The 19,567-nt window shown below is 49.5% G+C and carries 18 protein-coding genes; 4 read left to right on the plus strand and 14 right to left on the minus strand.

Annotation, left to right across the window (positions count from 1 at the left end):
• Positions 1-32: 32 nt before the first annotated feature.
• Positions 33-977, plus strand: coding sequence for an SIMPL domain-containing protein (locus Mal48_RS10865; protein ID WP_145198883.1), 945 nt, complete (start codon positions 33-35; stop codon positions 975-977).
• 81 nt (positions 978-1,058) lie between these two features.
• On the opposite strand, the gene Mal48_RS10870 is transcribed toward Mal48_RS10865, so the two are convergent.
• Positions 1,059-2,183, minus strand: coding sequence for an aldose epimerase family protein (locus tag Mal48_RS10870; RefSeq protein WP_145198886.1), 1,125 nt, complete (start codon positions 2,181-2,183; stop codon positions 1,059-1,061).
• A 43-nt stretch (positions 2,184-2,226) separates the two neighbouring features.
• Between Mal48_RS10870 and Mal48_RS23245 the strand changes: the two genes are divergently transcribed.
• Complete coding sequence (locus tag Mal48_RS23245) at positions 2,227-2,391, plus strand: hypothetical protein (protein ID WP_197442251.1); 165 nt, start codon at positions 2,227-2,229, stop codon at positions 2,389-2,391.
• Between the two features lie 47 nt (positions 2,392-2,438).
• Here Mal48_RS23245 and Mal48_RS10875 read toward each other — a convergent pair whose 3' ends face one another.
• From Mal48_RS10875 to Mal48_RS10885, 3 genes are all read right to left on the minus strand, one after another.
• Positions 2,439-3,101 (minus strand): hypothetical protein, encoded by a 663-nt coding sequence (locus Mal48_RS10875; RefSeq protein ID WP_145198888.1) that lies wholly within the window; start codon positions 3,099-3,101, stop codon positions 2,439-2,441.
• Positions 3,102-3,162: 61 nt separating this feature from the next.
• On the minus strand, positions 3,163-4,047 hold the full coding sequence (locus Mal48_RS10880) for a hypothetical protein (RefSeq protein WP_145198891.1): 885 nt from the start codon (positions 4,045-4,047) through the stop codon (positions 3,163-3,165).
• A gap of 462 nt (positions 4,048-4,509) precedes the next feature.
• A complete protein-coding gene (locus Mal48_RS10885) occupies positions 4,510-5,910 on the minus strand; it encodes a trypsin-like peptidase domain-containing protein (protein ID WP_145198894.1) in 1,401 nt (466 codons plus the stop codon).
• 281 nt (positions 5,911-6,191) lie between these two features.
• On the opposite strand from Mal48_RS10885, the gene Mal48_RS10890 reads away from it, so the two are divergent.
• A complete protein-coding gene (locus Mal48_RS10890; protein WP_145198897.1) occupies positions 6,192-6,470 on the plus strand; it encodes a tetratricopeptide repeat protein in 279 nt (92 codons plus the stop codon).
• A 227-nt stretch (positions 6,471-6,697) separates the two neighbouring features.
• On the opposite strand, the gene Mal48_RS10895 is transcribed toward Mal48_RS10890, so the two are convergent.
• Positions 6,698-7,726 (minus strand): ATP-binding protein, encoded by a 1,029-nt coding sequence (locus Mal48_RS10895; RefSeq protein WP_145198901.1) that lies wholly within the window; start codon positions 7,724-7,726, stop codon positions 6,698-6,700.
• 112 nt (positions 7,727-7,838) lie between these two features.
• On the opposite strand from Mal48_RS10895, the gene Mal48_RS23250 reads away from it, so the two are divergent.
• Entirely contained in the window at positions 7,839-7,991 is a 153-nt protein-coding gene (locus Mal48_RS23250) for a hypothetical protein (RefSeq protein ID WP_197442252.1), read from the plus strand.
• Between the two features lie 122 nt (positions 7,992-8,113).
• Here the strand turns inward: Mal48_RS23250 and Mal48_RS10900 are convergent, their stop codons facing one another.
• From Mal48_RS10900 to Mal48_RS10940, 9 genes are all read right to left on the minus strand, one after another.
• Positions 8,114-8,569: a glycine cleavage system protein H gene (locus Mal48_RS10900; RefSeq protein WP_145198904.1), complete on the minus strand. Its 456-nt coding sequence runs from the start codon at positions 8,567-8,569 to the stop codon at positions 8,114-8,116.
• A gap of 571 nt (positions 8,570-9,140) precedes the next feature.
• Positions 9,141-9,947 carry a DUF4198 domain-containing protein gene (locus Mal48_RS10905; RefSeq protein WP_145198908.1) on the minus strand — a complete coding sequence of 269 codons (807 nt, stop codon included), beginning with the start codon at positions 9,945-9,947 and terminating at the stop codon, positions 9,141-9,143.
• Positions 9,948-9,982: 35 nt separating this feature from the next.
• Positions 9,983-10,585, minus strand: coding sequence for a DUF2271 domain-containing protein (locus Mal48_RS10910; protein WP_145198911.1), 603 nt, complete (start codon positions 10,583-10,585; stop codon positions 9,983-9,985).
• 146 nt (positions 10,586-10,731) lie between these two features.
• Positions 10,732-11,061, minus strand: coding sequence for a hypothetical protein (locus Mal48_RS10915; protein WP_145198914.1), 330 nt, complete (start codon positions 11,059-11,061; stop codon positions 10,732-10,734).
• A gap of 201 nt (positions 11,062-11,262) precedes the next feature.
• The gene (locus tag Mal48_RS10920; protein WP_145198917.1) at positions 11,263-12,255 is read right to left on the minus strand and encodes a DUF1559 domain-containing protein; all 993 of its coding nucleotides are present in this window, start codon (positions 12,253-12,255) and stop codon (positions 11,263-11,265) included.
• A gap of 555 nt (positions 12,256-12,810) precedes the next feature.
• The gene (locus Mal48_RS10925; RefSeq protein WP_231739991.1) at positions 12,811-13,746 is read right to left on the minus strand and encodes an alpha/beta hydrolase; all 936 of its coding nucleotides are present in this window, start codon (positions 13,744-13,746) and stop codon (positions 12,811-12,813) included.
• Between the two features lie 590 nt (positions 13,747-14,336).
• Positions 14,337-15,050 (minus strand): PepSY-associated TM helix domain-containing protein, encoded by a 714-nt coding sequence (locus tag Mal48_RS10930; protein ID WP_145198923.1) that lies wholly within the window; start codon positions 15,048-15,050, stop codon positions 14,337-14,339.
• Positions 15,051-15,618: 568 nt separating this feature from the next.
• Positions 15,619-18,474: an ABC transporter permease gene (locus tag Mal48_RS10935; protein WP_145198926.1), complete on the minus strand. Its 2,856-nt coding sequence runs from the start codon at positions 18,472-18,474 to the stop codon at positions 15,619-15,621.
• 1 nt (position 18,475) lies between these two features.
• Positions 18,476-19,243 (minus strand): ABC transporter ATP-binding protein, encoded by a 768-nt coding sequence (locus tag Mal48_RS10940; protein ID WP_145206035.1) that lies wholly within the window; start codon positions 19,241-19,243, stop codon positions 18,476-18,478.
• Positions 19,244-19,567 lie beyond the last annotated feature (324 nt).

Consider the following 19,567-nt stretch of genomic DNA (forward strand, 5'->3'; position numbering starts at 1 on the left):
CTGAGACCATCGATTTTCACAAGGCCAATCACATGAAACCGCTCTCACTGATTCTCTGCCTGCTTGGTAGTTTTGCCTATCTTACTTCTCCCTGCTTAGCTCAAATCGGTGAACCCGATTCGCCAGGAACGATCACTGGGACCGGGAAGGCGACTCTCAAAGTCAGGCCGGAGCGGATGCGACTCTCCATCGACCTGTCCAGCCGTGGCTCGGAGATCGACAAAGCTGTCAAAGCACTTCAAGACCGAATTGACGCCGCCAGAATACAGATCAAGGCCTTAGGAGCAATTGAAGAGACTCTTCAAAACACACCACCAAAGATTGACACTCAGAAATCGTTGCAGCATGAACAAATGCGAGCCCAACTCGCAGAAAGCCTGGGGCGGGCCGGCAGGTCGGATGACGAAACGGACGTTGATACGCTGATCATTGTGAGTTCAAGCATGTCAGCGGAATGGGATTTGGCTGGACTCTCCGATCAAGAGCTACTCGTCAAATCGTTCACGATTCAAAAGCAGGTGCGCGATGCGAAACTCGCCAAGGACGATGACAAATCACAACTCTCCCCAGAAGAACAGGAGTTGCTAGAGGAAGCTCAGATGTTTGGACGTTATTCATCAGGCAGTGAAGACGAGGATGGCCCGGAGTTCTTCTTCTACAGCACCGTCAAAAAAGAAGACTATGAAAGCGCACTCAAAAGCGCGGTCTCTCGCGCCAAGAAGCAGGCGAGTCTGCTCGCGACGTCGGCAGGTGTCGAACTGGGGGGAATTCAGGAACTACGACTGGGCGGGGAGTTTGACTTAGGATTTGAATACTCAGGAGGGTACGGGTACGGAGCAAGATCGAGTCTTCTGAAACTGCAGGCGTTTCAAGCAGAACAGGAAGTTGATCGAGAAACACCTCTCGCTTACGGAATTGAAGCGAGTGAGCTGACCATTTCCATTGAGGTGACTGCTGGCTACAACATCAAAGAGTAGAGAGTCGAATCGTCACGGCGACCAAACAAAGAGCTCTCGGAATCGATTCGATTTCGAGAGCTCTTAATCTTTCGACTCTGTTTATTCAGCGGAGAAAGAATAGACACACTCGTGTCTGTACTCTTCCCACGGCTTCAGGACGATGCTTGGGAATGTCGGTTGATTAATGGAATCAGGGTAAAATTGTGTTTCCAGACAGATCGCACTCCGATGGGGATAAGTTTTTCCCAGTTTGCCAGTTTGTCCTTTCAGGAAATTCCCCGAGTAGAACTGGACTCCCGGCTGATCCGTCTTGACTGTCAGAACGCGCCCGCTCGCTGGGTCTTTCAACTTTGCGGCGATTCGCAAGTTGCCAGCCTCCCCATCAATCACAAAGTTGTGGTCATAGCCAATTGTTGGGCCATCATCGAATTTTTCGATACGCTCACCAATGACCTGTGGGGATAAGAAATCTAACGGAGTTCCAGTAACACTTTCGATTTCTCCGGTCGGAATCAATGTTTCATCAACCGGAGTGTATTGGCGACAGGACAACATCAGTTCATGATTGAGAACAGTTGGGCTCCCTGCACCTGCGAGATTAAAGTAAGAATGGTTCGTTAAATTCACGGGAGTCGATTGATCGGTGGATGCCCAATACCGGATCTGTAAATCGTTCGTAGCTTTGTGAAGCAGGAATTCAACTTTGCAGGAAAGCGTTCCCGGATACCCTTCTTCTCCATGCGGAGAAACGTAACGCAAATGAACGCCCTGCCCCTCTGCGTTTTCGAAAGGCCGAGCCTTCCAAACGACCTTGTCTAAACTCCGCTCGACACCGCCGTGCAGATGGTTCGGTTCGTTGTTAATCGCCAACGTGTAATCTCGACCGTTGAGATGAAACTTTCCCTTGGCGATCCGGTTTGCCACACGTCCCGTTGTACAGCCAAAGTATTGATTCTCTTCAGACTCGTACCCAGCCACATCATCGAAGCCAAGAACAACATCGGCGAAGTTCCCATTTTTGTCTGGAGCATCGATTCGGACAATAGTCGCACCTCGGGTCATGATGTCGACTTTCATCCCGTTCTGGTTTTCAAGCGTATACAGATCAACCGGAGTTCCATCTTTCGTTTTGCCAAAAGGTTGAGCGACCGGAACATCTGAAAAAGAAATGGAAGTTGTCAGAAACGTCGCCATCACGGCTACGTAGAATTGTAATCTCCACATGAATCTCATCTCCGAATCAAATTGACCTTGTTCGTTCAAACCGATGAATGAGCTCAAACGGAGTCGTTTTCAAATTCACTTACGAGACCAACTTCGTGGAGTTTCACGACTTTGGCAGGAATGTCACTTCACGGACACAACACACACTGAAGATGCACTGCGAAAACCGGAATCAGGGAGCGACATTCAGTATCTGCAATCTGCCTGACCCGCGCCTGGCAGTTGACCGCCGTTTAGCAGGAGACTGCCGGTTGCCTACCCGCTTTCGAATTCAACTCTGTCACTTGAGCTCACCACAGATTCTGAGGTTCCATTCGCGTCGAAACAAGCGACTTCGTCAAGAATTGGTTTCGCTGTGCGATACCGTTGAAAGAGGCTGGCCAGAAGTTTGAGAATGAAACGCCCAATATTTCCGGTAAAGAACGCTTCATTCAGAAACAAAAATGCGACCAGGAACATACTAAATGCTACCCAGGTCCATCGAGTTCTCAAATCTCCGGGTTCAGCAAGACGTGTGAGAAGATCATCGTACCACTGCCCTTGAAACGATTCAGTTCGTCGAGAAATCAATGGAATGCGAGCGTCGTAATTTAAGGTCTTTTCGACTTGGATCTGGACGCTGCCCTGAGTTGCAAGTGAGAACTCTTTCTTAGCCAACCGGGATACAAAATCTGGATCCTTGACGATCGCATCGGCAACACGATTGAGGTGATGGATTTCCTGATCTGCCTGTGAGATTGAACCCTGAATCTCATGTGACTGTTTCTGAAGATCTGATAATTCCACCCAGCGAGGTGCGAGAGTAATCAGCGCATAAAGAGAACTCGCAGAGAGGAGTGTGATCCAAAAAGCCATTGAGATCGCAATCGACTCAATCGGATGAAGACTCCGGTCAGCAGATTGTAATTCGACCTTCATCTACGCCCTCGTCGAAATGCAGACATTGCAAAAAATGTCTGCCAGAGATCGCTGACCAGAATTACTGGCCAGCCAAGGCAGGCTTTCGTGCTGAAGCGTCCGACTGACTTGAATCAACAAGATTTCGATTCTTTTCCAATGAGGTTTCAAGGTCGATGTAGTCCTTGACCAACTTCACTCGCAGGTCGTGAACATCGGAAAGAACAAGATTTCGTTCGTCTTCGAGTTTTCGAAGCGTCTCGACAAGCCCGTCAAGAACTTGTTGGCTGGCTCCCATTGGGGCATCTGCATCTCCGTTGAGTTCAGCCAAACGCTGATCCATGATGACCTGGGAGGCAGCCAATTGTTTCGTCATTAGACTTTCTTGTTCCTGCTGCATCCGGAACTTCGTCCCGATCAGAATGAGTTGCGCTTCCAAATCTGCGACTGTCGAAAGCCAGTTTGAGGGAAGAGTGTCTCTGACGTGGTATTTCCCCTGTGGCCACGATTGTGCTTCTCCTGGGTAGGCAGGTCGTAGAAGTCGACCCGCAGCACGGTCAGCATCGAGTTGGTCCAGTTCGAATTCTCCGATGTAGGTGCTGGCGTCTCCGTTTTCTGCGAAAGCGTAAATTCGGGGTGGTTTTGCAGGGTCAAAACTTCGACCTAACCCAGAACTCCTGCCGACTCCAATTTGAATTCCATTCTGGCCAGCGAGTGGAACAGACTGTGGTGCGTCCCAGACTTCCCCCCAGGCAAATGTTTTCTGTTGATATTCGCCTTCCAGATTGGCGACTTTCGTTCGAATTTTATCGAGTTGATCAGTGCTGGTGGTCAACTTCTCTTGACGCTGCTCGACTTCCGCCTGCCATTTGCTACGGATATCCAGAGACATTGTCGTCAGGAGAATCGCAGCAGGAGCAAGGACAACAACAATCAGTCCAAGTGCGATCTTACCAGAAATGTGCATGAGTTTGCCTTTGCTTCACTCAATTCAAACGACTTTAAAATCAATTGCAAGCCTGCTGAGATCGTACTCCTTTACTGAAAGTACGATCTCCCGTTTAGACCTTGCTAGAGCTTATAGGATTCATTCGAGACTGAAACTGACAAACATCCTCACTCGTCGAGGAGCCAAATTCAGGTTTCGAACCAGTTCTCAATTGTCTTTGTGCCGCAAATAGAGAACGTTCACTCCCGACCAGGATGATCGATTTAATTAGTTTCCAGTATTGAAAACAGACCGAATCGTTCGTTTTCTTAATCGGCGTCTACAACAACGAGACCACAACGATCCCGAGAAATGTCAGACAATACCGGTTCTCACGTTTGAGGCACCCTCTAGCAAAGTATCGCTGAATTCTGGCCACGGTCAAGAAATGCTGCCGAAATCTTTCAATTCCGACAGCAGTTTACGTCGTTACGACTGCGATTATCGTTGAGAAACAAGCAAAGGGAAGTGGCCGAAGAGCGTTTCCCCGTTACGAACGATGTAAAACTTCAGAGGTCCGATAGTTTTCAGCTGCGGGTGGTTGAGCACATATTCGATGTTTTCATCGTTTGTTGTTTCCCAAATGTGCAGCCCGACAAGAATGTCACCTTTACGAATTCCCTTCGTGTAGGCTGGCCCGTTGACCCGAACATCTGAGACTTGCAGACCTCCGTGATAAGGCTGTCCGGCGAGTGAAACTTCACTTGGAAGTTTTGACAGCTTCAATCCCAGCAGGTTCCAGGACTTTTCGATCACACTTTTCGAAGTCACCTGCTTCTGTGTCACGGTTCGACTTGGGACCGTCTGACGTCCAGCGACAGCTCTCGACGCAGAGACTGACGACACAACCAGATCCAGAGTCTTTTCTTCATCTGCCCGTTTAACGACGAGTTCAACTTTCTCACCCGGTTTCTTTCCAATGAGTGAGCGTTCCAAGTCTGCGGCATCGACGACGTCAACAGTACCAGACTTGAGGATGATGTCGCCGTCCTCCAGACCGGCAGCGGCTCCGGGGGAGTTGGCAACAGTCGACTGCACAACAAGCTTGCGATCTCGTCCGTTCTTATAATCAAGAGCACGGATACCGTGGTATGTCTGATAATGGCGTTCAATGTTGATCAGGCGAGCCACGATCTTTCGTGCATCATCGATAGGAATCGCAAACCCAATCCGCTGAGCACCCGCTCGGATGGCAACATTGATCCCGATGACTTCACCATCTGCATTGAGAAGAGGTCCGCCACTGTTACCTGGATTGATCGCAGCGTCGATCTGGATCAAATTTTGGTAAGATTGCTCTTCGTTGACTTCAACATCACGGGACTGATGGCTAATGATACCTTGAGTCACTGTTGACTCGTAGCCGTAGGCATTCCCAATCGCAATAACATCTTCCCCGAGCATCAGGTCTGAAGATGAGCCCATTTTAGCAACGGTGAGCGGCTTGACGGCGTCCACCTTGATGATCGCCAGATCCTGTCGAGAGTCATACGCCAACACGCGGCCGTCATATTCGGTGCCGTCGTATGTCGTAATTCTCAAACGCTCGACATCTTGCACAACATGATAGTTAGTGACAAGATACCCACGTTCATCGATGACGATGCCCGTTCCCATCCCATTAATTTTCGAAGACTTCCCCGCAGAGAAGACGACGTCCAGGGATTTCTGGCGTTTTTCGGTATGTATGTTCACACTCGATTTCAATGCCTCTGCGACAATGCGAGTCCGCATCGTATCTCGCAAAGAGTGAAATTCACTCTCTTCGGCACGAAGACTTGTTGCGAGTGCGACAATGATGAGTGTCAAACATGTTCCAGCTTGACGTAAACTATTCGTCATCTGCGGACCTGTTTCAGGTGAAGCCGAGTCCATAGTTGGCGAGATCCTTCTGCTTGACCGGAGTTCATTCCGTTGATCTCCCACAAGCTCAAACATCGGAAGTGAGTCAACACCCCCTTGAAACCACTGGGAGATCAACTCATAACTTGCCTAATCGACAACTGTCAGTTTGGGTAAACTGAAACACGTTGTTCATTTCCAGCCCCGGATTTCATTAGAATTTCATATTCACAATTCAAGATCGATTGAGAGAGATGTCACGCAGAGAAAAAATCCACTCTATGTTGCAAGAATCGCCGGAAGATATTTTCCTCAACTACGCGTATGCGATGGAATTACTTAAAGAGGGAGAAATCGAACTGGCCCAAAAAGCTTTTGCTAAAGTTCGAGAACTCAACCCGGACTACGTTCCAGCTTATTTCCAAGAGGCACAGATGTTGTCACAAGATGATCGCATCGAAGAAGCCCGATCCCTACTGGAGTCGGGGATCAAAGTCGCCCGAAAAACGCGTGACGATCATGCTTTGGGAGAGATGACAGAGTACATGGAAAATTTGTAATTCGCCTCTCGCGCCCGATCATTCCGATTAGATAAAATGGAGAAAAACCAAATACAGGCTCAGAGGTTCCGCCAGCGGCTTAAAGCATTTCCATTGCTTCTCTTGTCCGCGAAGTGCGCGTCTCTCTCCTGAACACCACGAGGCAGATCCTGCAAACCAATTCGAAAGATGCTCAAGAGACCAGTTGAGAAGTTGAGTTCGCAGAGGTTAAATTTTGAGAGAAGTCCTCAGACTTCCAACGCATCCAAATCGTCCATAAGATTGTCGAGAGCATCCTTGGGACGATTTTCGCGGTTCACCTGGCGTTTCGGAAGACCAACTTCCATCCCCACGGCATCACGTCCATCTTTGACGAGTTCGGCATCCCGTTCAGCGACCGCTGTTTCAAGTGCGTCACCGGCTCCGCCTCCGAAGAGTTTGCTCAAATCGATCTTTAATCCGGCAACCTCACCATCTGCTCCTGCAATGGCGGGTGTCTTGTGTTGAGGAAAGATAATTGCGTTTTCGGGACACACACGGCTGCAAGCTGGGCATCCTTTCTTACAATTGTCTTGAGCTTCGACCAGAATCCGGTCAATCGAATCGACGCCATAGACTCCAAATAGACAGAAATCGATGCACTCCATGCAGTTTGTACACCGGCTGTAGTCGATCACCGGATACCAACGCCGCTTCGGAGCCGAATCTTCTTGCGGAGAGGGAAGGATGACTTGCTCACCGTTGGTCGGTTGTGGAGCGAGGTAGCGTTTTAACTGGTCTGCATTCGGCTCACCGGTAATCCAGGAGAGCAGATCAACAGTCTCCTTCGCGTCTTCCTCAACGATTCGCTCAATTTCTTCTAAATAAGGTTCGGCGTCAGAGTGAACGCGCAAGTCGATGCAATAGATATGGCGATCAGGAACTTCGAGGGCTCCAATTGCATCTGGGTGGAGTTCCTCCGGTTTCTCTTCGTCATCATCATCTTCTTCGGAAGTAATGAGGCTGATACCTTCATGGCCACGTACATTTTGGCGATCGAGAATCCAACGGGCTCCGCGCGGGTATAACCAAGAGAGAAATACCAGGTCCCCCGGGACTGATTTGAGGAACAGCATGCCTGTGTGATCAGCTGACATATCATACAGATGCGGCACCAATGAGACTTCAACATCCCCTTTGAGAAGAAGTTTCATCGCAATCTCCTCTTCGAGATTACGGTGCTTCGGGTTCTTGCTTTGACCCTGCGAGATGACAACAGTCAATTTTTTGGCAGACATAGATCTTATTCAAGTCGAAATGAGCTGCGGGTAGGAAAGTGTTTGCGGTGGGTCAACCATCCCATTCTACTGTCAGACTTGAAAGGACACGTCGCAACAGGAAGTTTGCAGGATGTCGACCAAGTTGATTGAACTAGAGCAGTTTGCTCCACCGTGTGTCCGTGAAGAACGCATTTCTCTAGTAAAAATTCTGTTCGCCACGAGGCAGATCCTGCAAACCGATTCGAAGGATGCCCTGGAACCGGTCCGTAAACCTCTGGGATAGCTGCTTTTCTCAATGATTGAGAGAGCAATTTCAAGTTTCAGGATCAGTTCTAATAGTTTACCCGCAGAGGACCACGACTCTCAAGGCTGTCCTGTTTCGACATCGGTTGGGCGAAGCTTCTGCTAACCCTCGTTGACTTGTCCTTTAATGACTCTTTGTGTTTCGTCCCATTTGGTGTCCAGAAAATCAACGTACTCCTGTGGAGTCATGAATTTCATCTCGGTTTCGAACTGATACAGCCATCCGCTCCCATATCCATCAGTGTTGATCGCAGAAGGATCGTCCAGCAACTGCTCGTTGAAATCAAGTATTTTTCCGCCGCCGGGTGGATACAGCGAGGAGACAGCTTTCGAACTTTCGACCTCCCCAATTTCCTGTTTTTGTTTCACAACTGTATAGGGGTCAACTGTCCATTCAAGAAAGTAGATATCCTGCAAAAGCCGAACAGAGTACGCAGTGAACCCAATCTGAAATCCCCCCGGGCCTTCTTGTGCCCACATATGGTTTTCACAGTAGGCTCGATCAGTTGGAATTCGGGCTTCGTAACTGCCCATCATAAAGATGAGATTGTCGGACATGAATGTCTCTTCCTGTAAGATATAATCACCGTACATGCAGACAGTAGAAAAACTGACACCACAAGATGCAAGCAGCACGTGACAGCGAAGGTTCTTTATGAACTTCTCTAGCTGACACTCTCCGTGTGAGCAAGCCTGATGACCGTCGCAGGCGTGGAATTGGGCCTACAAGAAATGCACATCTCGACGAAAATCACTTCTCAAAACGAATTTCTCTCCGAATCAACCGAAATCTCGCAAGAGAGCAAGCTCAATGCTTGCCTTTCAATCACTGATCCTCGAAGACTGATCGTCTTAAAGAAGTGCAAGATATTCACTCCTAACGCTCGGGGAAGTGAACTGCATTCCCATTGCGACGAAGATCCGTACGAGCATTCACACGACCAACATCCGAAGTTTCCCCCTTTTTTGAGCATCTTTCGAATTGGTGTACAGGTTCTGCCTCGTGGAGAACAGCAATTTTATTGATGAAATGCGTTCTTCACGGGCAGACGATAGAGCAAACTACTCTAGACGTTGGTCATGTGAAGAATCTCGTAGCGAAGCTCAATCGCGTGATTACCGTCCGGCTCTATTCGGGCAAGACCTCGAGTGTTGCGGAGTAGGTCAGGTAGCGAACTTTTGCCTGAGGCAGTGATGTTTTTTCATCCCGAGAGGATGTGGAGAGCCAGTACATGCCGGGCTTATCCCAGTTCACCGTGAATTCTCCTTGAGCATTCGTTTTCACATTGACCTCTTCCAGATTGTTGCGATAGCGAGTCCCTCCACGGACCACGGCGATTTCCAATCCGGCTTGTGGCTGACCATTCAGCAACATTTTAAACGTTGCTTTCTCGCCGACGTAAAGATCATTGGGGTGAGTCACAGGAATCATCTCCAGACCATCACCGGTCGGTTTGACGGCGTCAGTCGATGGATTATTTTTGGTAACAAAAGTCTCCAGCCGACCGAGGCTTTGAGAAACTTTAACCCCCTCTGCATCAGTCGGGACTTCTTTTTCCATTTCTTCAGCTAAACCACGCCAGTACTTCTGTTCCTCTCCCTCTTTCCAGGATGCGAAGACAAATTTGGTCATGAGGGCGATTCGATAAGTGCCGTCCTGCTCCAATTCCAAATCGAAGACACTGCGGTATTTCCCCATTGATTGATTGACAGCTTCCGCTTTCGTTCCATCGGGCGAGACAATCTCAAGGAACTGAAGTGGCAAAGGAATATGGTTGAAATAAAACAGGTCATTCGATGCACAGGCATCGACCGTCACCCAGGCATTATCCCCAGAGAACTGCGTTTGAGACGGAAGCACCCAGAGTTTGTGCGCGTAACTTGAGTTCCCCAATAAAGCAATCAGCACAGCGACTGTAACGATTCTTAGCGACATTTCTTTTTCTCTCTAATCTCTGTTTTGCTCGACGCTTATTGGACGCCAGGCGGAGTGATTTGAATGGAAACTTGCCCTAACTCTGTCTTCCCGGAGAGTTGAACTTGTTCAGATTTTTTTGGAGGCCATGAAAAAGGAACTCGAACCAGTTCACGTCCCCCAACTTCCCGGGCAGCCTCCACAACAATGTTGTATTTTCCCGGCTTAAGTTCGCTTAAATCTTTGTTGGTCAAGCGAATGAGGTGTTTCCCCACACCACGAGTCGCCCCCGAAACAGCGTCAACGGACGAGTCCATTTTTCGACCGCCGCGACGCCACCATTGCCGCATGTCGGGAAGCCATTTTTCACCGTGACCTTCTGCATTCGCTCCCTGCTGATACCAGACGGAAACATGTTTGACCAACTTCCGTGAACCATCTTCAATCCATACTGCGACGTAAGGTCGGTGATACTCGCGAACTTTCAAACGAGGGAGTTCAACTGTCACCAACAAAGGAACGGACTCTTTTGAACTTGCATCGTTGAGAGGAGGTGGAGCCCCCAGCAAACTCAAGGTCGTCACGCAGGTGAACAGAACTAAGCAAGGAACTGGAACAATCCACTTCTGTCTGATCAACACGTCTGATTGCTTTGTCATAGTTACACTTAAAAGAAACTTATGGAGTTAAACAGGTAATCAGCTTCGTCTCTCTGGAGCCAGATCGAAAACTTGCGAACGGTCACTTTCCTCAGCCTTTCAGCGAGCAAACTCAGGTTTCAGGACCAGTTCCAATCAGCCAGGGATCAATAGGTGAATTTGCCCTTTCCTTTTTTCCCTTTCGAATTTTGCCAGGAATAGTTAATGACTCCTGGCTCTTGTTCGACTGTGATCGTGTACTCAGCACCTTGAGAATTGGTTCCCTTGGCGGTATAGCCCCCATTCTCTGTCGGGGTCAGGTCAAGTGAGGTCAACTTCAGTTCATCTGTAATGAAAAACCGAATTTGATTTTCATTGCCGACACCAGCGGCAGCAGCTTCCGCTTCTGCCTCAGTTAACTCCCTCTTCCCTCCTGAGTCGCCGCCACAGCCATAGATCAAAGGGATGATGATCAACAGGTAATACATTTTACGCATCGAATTTCCTGATACTTCGTCAAAGTGTTCGCTTGAGAATTCGTTAATGTTCCAGGTTCGATTCTGTACGAATGAACCGGGATTGGATTCGCCATAGAGCATCTTTCAAATTGGTCTTCGGTTTCGAGATAGCCCCGGGGGGAAGAAAACTCCCCCCCCCAAGACGCAGCGATATGACAGCAGACCAATCGTGAAATCTCTCTAGAATGGCGACTCGACTTCTCCACCCTGTCTCGTCCAGGCCCCTCGATACACATTGAGATCGACCGAATCACTAATGAAGTGCACGCTGCCATCCATAAACAGGAACTGAGCACCTCCAGTGTGGTAACTTCGTGCAGCAGTCAGCTTGGACGATCCACTCACTGCATCAGGAATCTCACTATTCGGTGTCAGAAAGCCATTCATGACTGGACCAAATGGGACGACGCCTCTCATCCAGGAAATCAAACGAGATCCATCGGTGTTGGTATAGGGGCCGGGTGCTGCGACTTCTGTATACCCGCCTGTCATACGATAGAGTCTGGGATCGTTTTCGGTCCCACTCGCTGCAACCCCCGGACCACGTGTCGATTCAGCGAATGCGATCGTATTAGAGGTTCCATCAACGCAGTCACGAATTTTTGTTTTCGACGAACACCAGAACAAACCGTTTCCAGGATAAATGGGGTGGATCTGGCTGGTGGTTGTTTCGGTACCGTCACTCTGATTTGCTGCATAATTGCAGCCTGCATACTCAAAGGTGTTTTGAATAGGATCAATTGAGACCGCAGGTGCAGGGTCACTGGGGCAGAGGAACATGGGAATGACCGTCCGCGCCACAGGAATCATCTCATTGGGGAGGGGCTCAATTGCGGGATGTCCCAAGTGAAGATTCCAGTCAATCAGACTTTGAAGATTTGCCTGATCTATGTAAGGCAAGAGTCGTGCGAGCGGAGAGAAATCATCCGGATAGCCTGCCGGCAAACTGTTTCCTGCACTGGGAAGTACTTCACCGTAGGTACTCATATAACTATGAAGCGCCAGCCCGATCTGTTTGAGGTTATTTTTACACTGCGTGCGGCGAGCAGCTTCGCGAGCCTGTTGAACAGCAGGGAGCAGGAGGGCAACCAGAATCGCAATAATTGCAATCACAACAAGCAGTTCGATAAGCGTGAAGCCTCGTTGTCTCTTGCGGACGTTGAGGGAAAACATGGTCAATACTCCAAAAGTTAAAGTAAAAGGATTCTGCTTATCCGGATCGCTGGCTAACGAACAAATTCAATGACGTGTGGCTGGCAGGAGTTGCAAGTTCGTAAATTTCTGTTTTTGATTCGAACCATTCCGAAAACCTCTGGAAGAGCCGCATTCCTCAACATTTGAGAGTGCGATTTCAATTTTCAGAATCAGTTCTAAATAAGTCGCCTCGCGCTCAATCTAATTTTGCGAGAGGAAACTTTGAGACGGTGATCTCCAAAGCCGTGCGTTGGAATGCCGACGCCTGACGATGGAACAAAGGGAACAAAACAACGAGACGGCCCAAGGACTTTTCTCAGCGATTGATCGCTTGGACAGTTTCGACGTAATCAAATCTCGATCGAGCCGTTGCTCCGCAATCGAGTCGCCTCTCCGATCCTTTAGGTTCATCAACGAGCCCGTCAGCAACTGAGACTCAGTATCAGATTGTGACATTTCAAAGACCTGCGATCAGGAGGGAAAAGTGTGGCTAAAAAAGGAAGGCGGGCAGCTGCGTAAAGGTTGAAAACAGTCTTATTCGGCGGAGGTGTTTAACACGAACCGAAGCGATTCTATTAAAGCGAATGGAACCACCGAGCCGTGATCTTCACCAGGAAATTCGCGATAGCTGAAAGTGAATTGCTCCGCTTCCAGACTTGCGAGCCGCTCCGCGAAATCTTTTGTATTGCCGAAAGTTTTCTTCGCAGCGGTGGGAGCGAGTAAAGCAGCCGGTCCACCATCTTCAGTCAACTCAAGCTCGCCGAGAGTAATGAGCAGTCGTTTACGAGAATCGAACTCTACGACACTGGTGGAAAATTGTTTTTCGGCTTTCAAAGTTGCGTAATCGTTCCACCACACAGAGGGACTGGCAGCGATATAATTTTGAAAGGCATCTGGTCGACTGAACAGCGTATGTAATACGAATAATCCTCCAAACGAATGCCCATAAATCGCTTGGCGAGACCTGTCAATCCGAACGCGACTCTCGATGTGAGGTTTTAATTCGCCCTGAATGAAATCCAGAAATTCATCCGCTCCTCCGGACTTCGGCCACTCTCGACCTCCAGGTCGACGAGGAAGATTCTCTGGTAACGCTGGAGTGGTTAGATCGTAGGTTCGCCTCTTGAAATCGTAAGGGCCTTCAGTTGGATATCCGATTCCAACCAGCACGACTGGCGTCGACTTCAGACCTGCTCGACCACGTGATTGATGTCGTTGAGCTTCCACCAAAGTCCCAAAGTTTGCGTTCGCATCCAACACATACAACACAGAATAGCCATCAACCGATGCTGGACCTTTGGGCTCGGAAATGAAAATCCGATAGACACTTCCTCGCCGGGACGTGAAGTCAAACACTTCGGTCTGAGCCAATGTGAACTCCCCGAGCGAATGGACATCTGCTTGAGTCACTGCCGGCGGCTCAGATCCGTACGAAAGATTCACTGAAAACAAGACGAGAAACATGCTCATCCTGCATTTGCTCAAACAATTTTCTAAGTGACAATTCATCTTTATTACATTGAAACACACGATGGAAGCAGCCTCCCAACGTGCAAGTAGGAAATCATCCAGAACACTTCCGTGCCTATTGCGTCCGTGAAGAGTACATTCCATATAATGAATCACCCTTGTTCACGTGACAGGTTGTGTACGCATTTTCAAAGCTGATCAAAAGGAAGTCATCAACGCATTTTCTGTACCGGAAAAACAACATCAAACCACCAGCATCAGTATTTTTTGTCATTCAATGTTTTTGAATTGACGTTCGCATTCAACCTCTTGAGGAACAACAAATTGCTGGTAAACCGCCTTCGACACGGACAGATATGCAAACCAGGCTGTTCGAAAATCAGGTGACGAAGAGTTCGTCACCAATGGCGAATTTCTCGCCTGACCGAATCTTTCCGACTCTGCATACGAGTCACTCTCCTCTTAACTTTCGACACCGCTTATTTCGCTCCCAGTCATTTCGCTTCCAGACAATGCGAATGAAGTCGATGCCTCTCACAAGACTGAATTTCATTCAACCGATTGACTGTTCAGTGCGCGAGGCTCCTTTCTTATGGCACCCAAATCGCCCAGGCAGCGATCAGGACAATGGCCCCCACGACAGCTGTGACAATGCCAGACATTCGACGACGACGAACGTAAAACAGTAAGCCGAATCCAGACAGCGAAAGCAGCATCGTGACGATAGCGGAGATATCGATCACCCAACTCCATTCGCGCCCGGTGTCTCGTCCTTTGTGCAGGTCATTCATGATGGCCATGATCCCGCTGGAAGTCTCAGTCAACATGTACTCACCATTTCCGTGATCAAGAAAAACATCAGCGGCGTACCCTGGACCTTTGTAGACGACCATGCATTCAAACTCATCAACATCAAATTCCGAAACTTTCCCCTTCAGTCGATGCTCCGCCCTCAGCCATTCACTGATCGCCAACTTGTCGACTGTGACCTCGATTTCTTCGCCATCTTCGACCTCAGTGTTCATGCTGAGCCCAATGACCTCTTCAGGAACTGTTCCCTGAAAATCTTGAATCTGCTGCTCGCTCGCACCAAACCAGGTGGGGTGATTGAGCGTAATCCCTGTGAATGCGAAGAACATCAACGTCGCAAAACCGAGCATGGAGATGTAGATATGCACCCAGCGAAATGCCGCCGCACTCTTCGCGTACCAGCTACGTTTTCGAGCAGGTCTCGGCCCCCGTCGCTCCGGCAATGGATCAGCCGGCGCCTTCGCCGAAACAGTATGAGGTTCTTCAGTCTGCATATCTTGAAAATGTTGAAAGTCGCTCGTGACCCACAATGGGGAAAAGTGGTTGAGTCACCTAACTAGGATTTTGAGGCAGGAGGCCAAAAAGGGCCTGAGTTGATGCTGGTGAACGCGCCACAATGACTCTGACTCCGAAGGGCTCAGAAAATCAGAACAATTGTCATTGAACTCGTTGTGATTGCTTGGCTTCACTCCTGAACGTATTTGATCGAGACTGCACATGTCGCTAGAGCAGCTTGCTCTACCATGTCCTCGTGAAGAACGCATTTCTCTAACAAAAAGCTGTTCGCCACGAGGCAGGACTACCACACCTTTACAAAAACCGCTCTAGTGCCTGACCGAACAAACAAACACTTATTGAGACTGAGTCTCAGTGTCGAAACACGATAGTAAGTGATGGACAAAATTCAAGTAGACAATGCAAATTATTCCTGAAAATCCAAATTCCGGAACCGAGTGCGAAATTGAATATTTCACGTAACCCGTTGAAAATGTTGCAGTTCGGTAGCGAGGTCAGCACTCGATTATGATTCCGATTGCTTCCGTGACATTTTCTCAAATCGTTTCACAAAGAATCCGGACCTCTCTGCAACAGCTCCAGAGGGCGCGTTCTGGATATCGTAAACGCAGGCCAAATGGCGACTCCGATCCCCAGTGCGAGCAAGAAGATCATACCGATTGTGATCGGGAACCACGGGATGACGACAGGTGGATGCAGCCCCCCGAAGAAGCTGACGTACTGTGCCATTCCGCAGCCACACCAGCCTGCAAGAATTCCGAATCCAAGACTGAGCAAACCAGCGACGCAGGAAATCAGCAGTCCTTCCACAAGGATTGCTCTGGCAAGTTCGGAACTGGTAAAACCAATCGCGCGCAGGACTCCGAATTCCCAACGTCGACTTCGAATCGATGCAATGAGGACGTTGAGGACTCCCAGCGAGGCGATCAGAAGTGCTATCAAAGGCAAGGTGCTGATCAACCAGATCCAGCGGCGTGCAATCCCACTCAAGTGATCACGGATTCCCTGAACAGTGATGACGCGGAATCCAAGATTCTCTGAAGCTGGCTGAGCATGCGCACTCTCATCCGTCTGCAATTCCGCCAGACCTGTTTCCACTGCTTCGAGGACAGCTTTCGAATCTGCCTCTGTCTCAGCGAAAGAGAACCAGACGTGCGTTGGATTAGGAATATCGAAATCCGTAGAGACCGATTGATAGTCCGAAAAGATTAATGCCGCTGCTCGATGAGTGCGCGGACGCATTCCCGTTAACTTGGTTTGCCAATGCCAGCCCGGCAATCGTACGGCTCCAGCAATCTTGTAACTCACCGGCTGTTCAGAATTTTCAGGAGGAACCAGAGTGATCGAGTCTCCGAGGGTCAGACCTGTTTCGTTCAAAAAATGATCGGGAACAACGCAAGCTCTTCCCGATTGCATTTGCTTGCCCGACAGCATCTGGTTTATTGCCTCCTGCGGAGTTCCAGCCACCCAATCGAGTTCCAACAATGGAGACTCTGCACCGAAGGCACTTTGCGGATCAAGCCCGACGATGATGACATTATCCTGCCGCGTCACCGATGCACGTTCGGTGCTGCCAGTGATATCTTCCAGGAGACGTGGCTGTTCGACTGCGAGTGCAAGACAACGATTCAAGTCAACTCCTGGCAGGTCTGCAATTTGAGAGACGTCCTGAGAAACGTTCCCGTTTGCAAACCCTTCTTCGAAAGCAATGATCGCATCTGGAGTCCATTCTCCCGGGACGAAAGCCTGTAGCATCGTGAATCCCCAAACCTGAATGCCGATGAAAAGTCCAAGCCCGAATGCCATCGAGATTGCTGCTCCAACCGTCCTCCACAAATGGCTTGTGATCTGACTCGCAAGCAATTTCGGATCGAGAGCAAACAGTCTTGCAAGGACAGGACTAACGCAACGGTCAACGAACTCTACAATCGCAGGAGCAAGTAGAACGACACCAACGGACATGCATGCAAATCCAATTCCCATCGCCAGATAAATGCTTGCTTCAGTCTGAGGAATTCCAAACGTCAATATGGGGTTGAGAGCGATAAAGACTAAACCGATCAGAGCGAGCTTTGCTGAAGCTTTTTTCCCTTCTGTCGATTGTTGTGGTGGAGTCATCGCATCAATTGGTCGCACACGTGTCGCACGCCAAGCTGGAATAATCGCAGCGAGTAATCCTCCACCGAAAGCTGCAACTGCGGAAAGAATAAGACTCGATTTCCCGAAGGCAACTCCGTGATAAAGCAACCGTGCGAACACCGCTCCGGTAACCTGCAGCAGCAACCACCCGACGAGAATTCCTCCCAGAAAACCGAGTACTCCCAGACAGAGGCCTTCTATCGCGATCAAAGTCGCGACTTGCCGCCGAGTCAATGTAATCGCTCGCAAAATTGCATACTGACGAGTTCGTTCAGTGCCCCCGGTGCTGAGTGTGCAAAAAATCACCAGCATGGCAACGAGCATGGCGATGGCTGTCGCGACATAGGATTGGAGCCGCACGTTCCGAGCTGCTGCCGCCTGATCGAGTGCTTCTTCGATTTCGAAGGCTTCCTGAAATTGCACAGGAGTAGAATATCGGCTCAGTTTTGGGGACCAGCCAAAGCGAAAACTGGTGAGATCGGCTTCCGGAGCTAAAGAAATTCCTAAGAGGCTGATTCGCTCAGGCTCATCAAAGAGTTTGTTCGCCAGAGTCGTCGAGATGAATGCCTCCCCTGAACTGGGAGAAAGAATCGGGATCGCAGCGACTCCTGCCCCAGGAAGCGATGGGGCATTGACAATGCCCACGATACGCAGCTTGAGACCGTCATCGCTGAGGAGATTGCCCTGAGCAACTTCGACCCGAATTTCATCATTCAAAGAGAGGCCGCGGCGCTCAGCGACATCGGCACGGATCACCACATCATTTGCATTGCCTACCTCAGTATTTAGCCATCTCCCCTGCTGCATGTCATAAGGAGGTTCCTTGGTTTTCACAGCCAGAAACAGCAGTTCGGGCAACAATGAATTCGGCCCGGCCCCTGGTCCGCTTCCAGTTAGACTTTGACGGTCTTGATTCGGCGAAAATGAACTGAGTTTGCCCTCTTCGCTTCGCGACCGCGTGCGAATTCCCAACCGTTTTGCCCACATGGGATCTGCGATAGCTACAGCTGGATCATTACTTAGATCGGTAATCACTTCATCTGGCACCGAGTCTTTTGCGTCCATACTGATCGGGGCGATTGCTAATTCGTATCGCCCCAACGCGAGGTTTGCGTACTCGTCGTACGTTCTGTGAAGAGCCTCGTATCCGCTTGCGGTCCAAACCACCATACAGATCGCAGCGGCTGTTCCCAATGTTGTCAGCACGAGACGAATCGGATGCTCGCACAGGAATGCAACTGCAAGCTTGAAGACCTGAGTCATATCACGAGACCTCCAATGCTTGAAGCGAATCCTGATAATTCGTCGCCACAGCTTGTGGATCATGAAGTCCGTCTGTTCGGAACTCCGCCTGATTCAAACCATCTTTGAGAACGACCACACGATCCGCCCACATCGCGACATGAGGTTCATGCGTGACGATCACAATCGTTCGCTGTTGTTCATCACAAAGTTCCCGCAACAGCTGGCAGATTTGTTGGCCCGTAACGGAATCGAGACTCCCTGTTGGTTCGTCCGCCAACAGGATGTCAGGATTGCAGATGAGAGCCCGTGCAATGGCGATCCGCTGTTGTTCCCCACCGGAGAGCGCGCCCGGTTTATGAGATCGACGTGCAGCGATCCCCAGTCGTTCCAGAAGCCCTTCTACTTGTTGATCAAGTCCCACTCCACCAGAAGCGGGAAGCCGAATATTGTCCTCAGCGGTCAAGCTGGGGATGAGATTGAATGACTGAAAAACCAAACCTAAATGCCGTTGACGAAAACGGGTTAGCGGCACATCAGACAGTTCCGCAAGGTCTTGCCCAGCAATGAGAACACGCCCACCATCAATCTCAGTCAGTCCGGCAATGGCATGCAGCAATGTACTTTTTCCCGAACCTGAAGCTCCCATAATGGCAATAAATTCACCGCTTTGCACCGTCAAGCTGACACCTCGCAAAGCGTTGACGATACTTTCTCCCTGACGATATGTCTTGACGACGTCGACCACCTGTAATGGCGCCGGTATTACTGTTTCTCTCACGATATTGATTGACCTACTTTGTATTTGCCACGCTGAAGCACCAAGCGGCGATGAATTCGCCACAACTGGCGATAATCCCACCAACCGTGAGCGGCGAATTGCCCTCTCAGTTTTTGAACTTTGGCTTTTCTGTAATTAGAACCAGTCCGAAAACCTCTGCAATCACCGCTTCCCTCAATGCTTGGGAGAGCAATTTCAGGTTTCAGGATCAGTTCTAAATTAAGACTCTGGCTCAATCCGACGGGAAGTTCTTCTAGTTGAACTCCAGGCGAAAAACCTACGACTCCTCGGACAGCAAATGAAATACCAAAGCGAACATGTCGGCTCAGGAGC

Origin of the sequence: Thalassoglobus polymorphus (genome assembly GCF_007744255.1) — a bacterium.
Taxonomy (GTDB): Bacteria; Planctomycetota; Planctomycetia; order Planctomycetales; family Planctomycetaceae; genus Thalassoglobus; species Thalassoglobus polymorphus.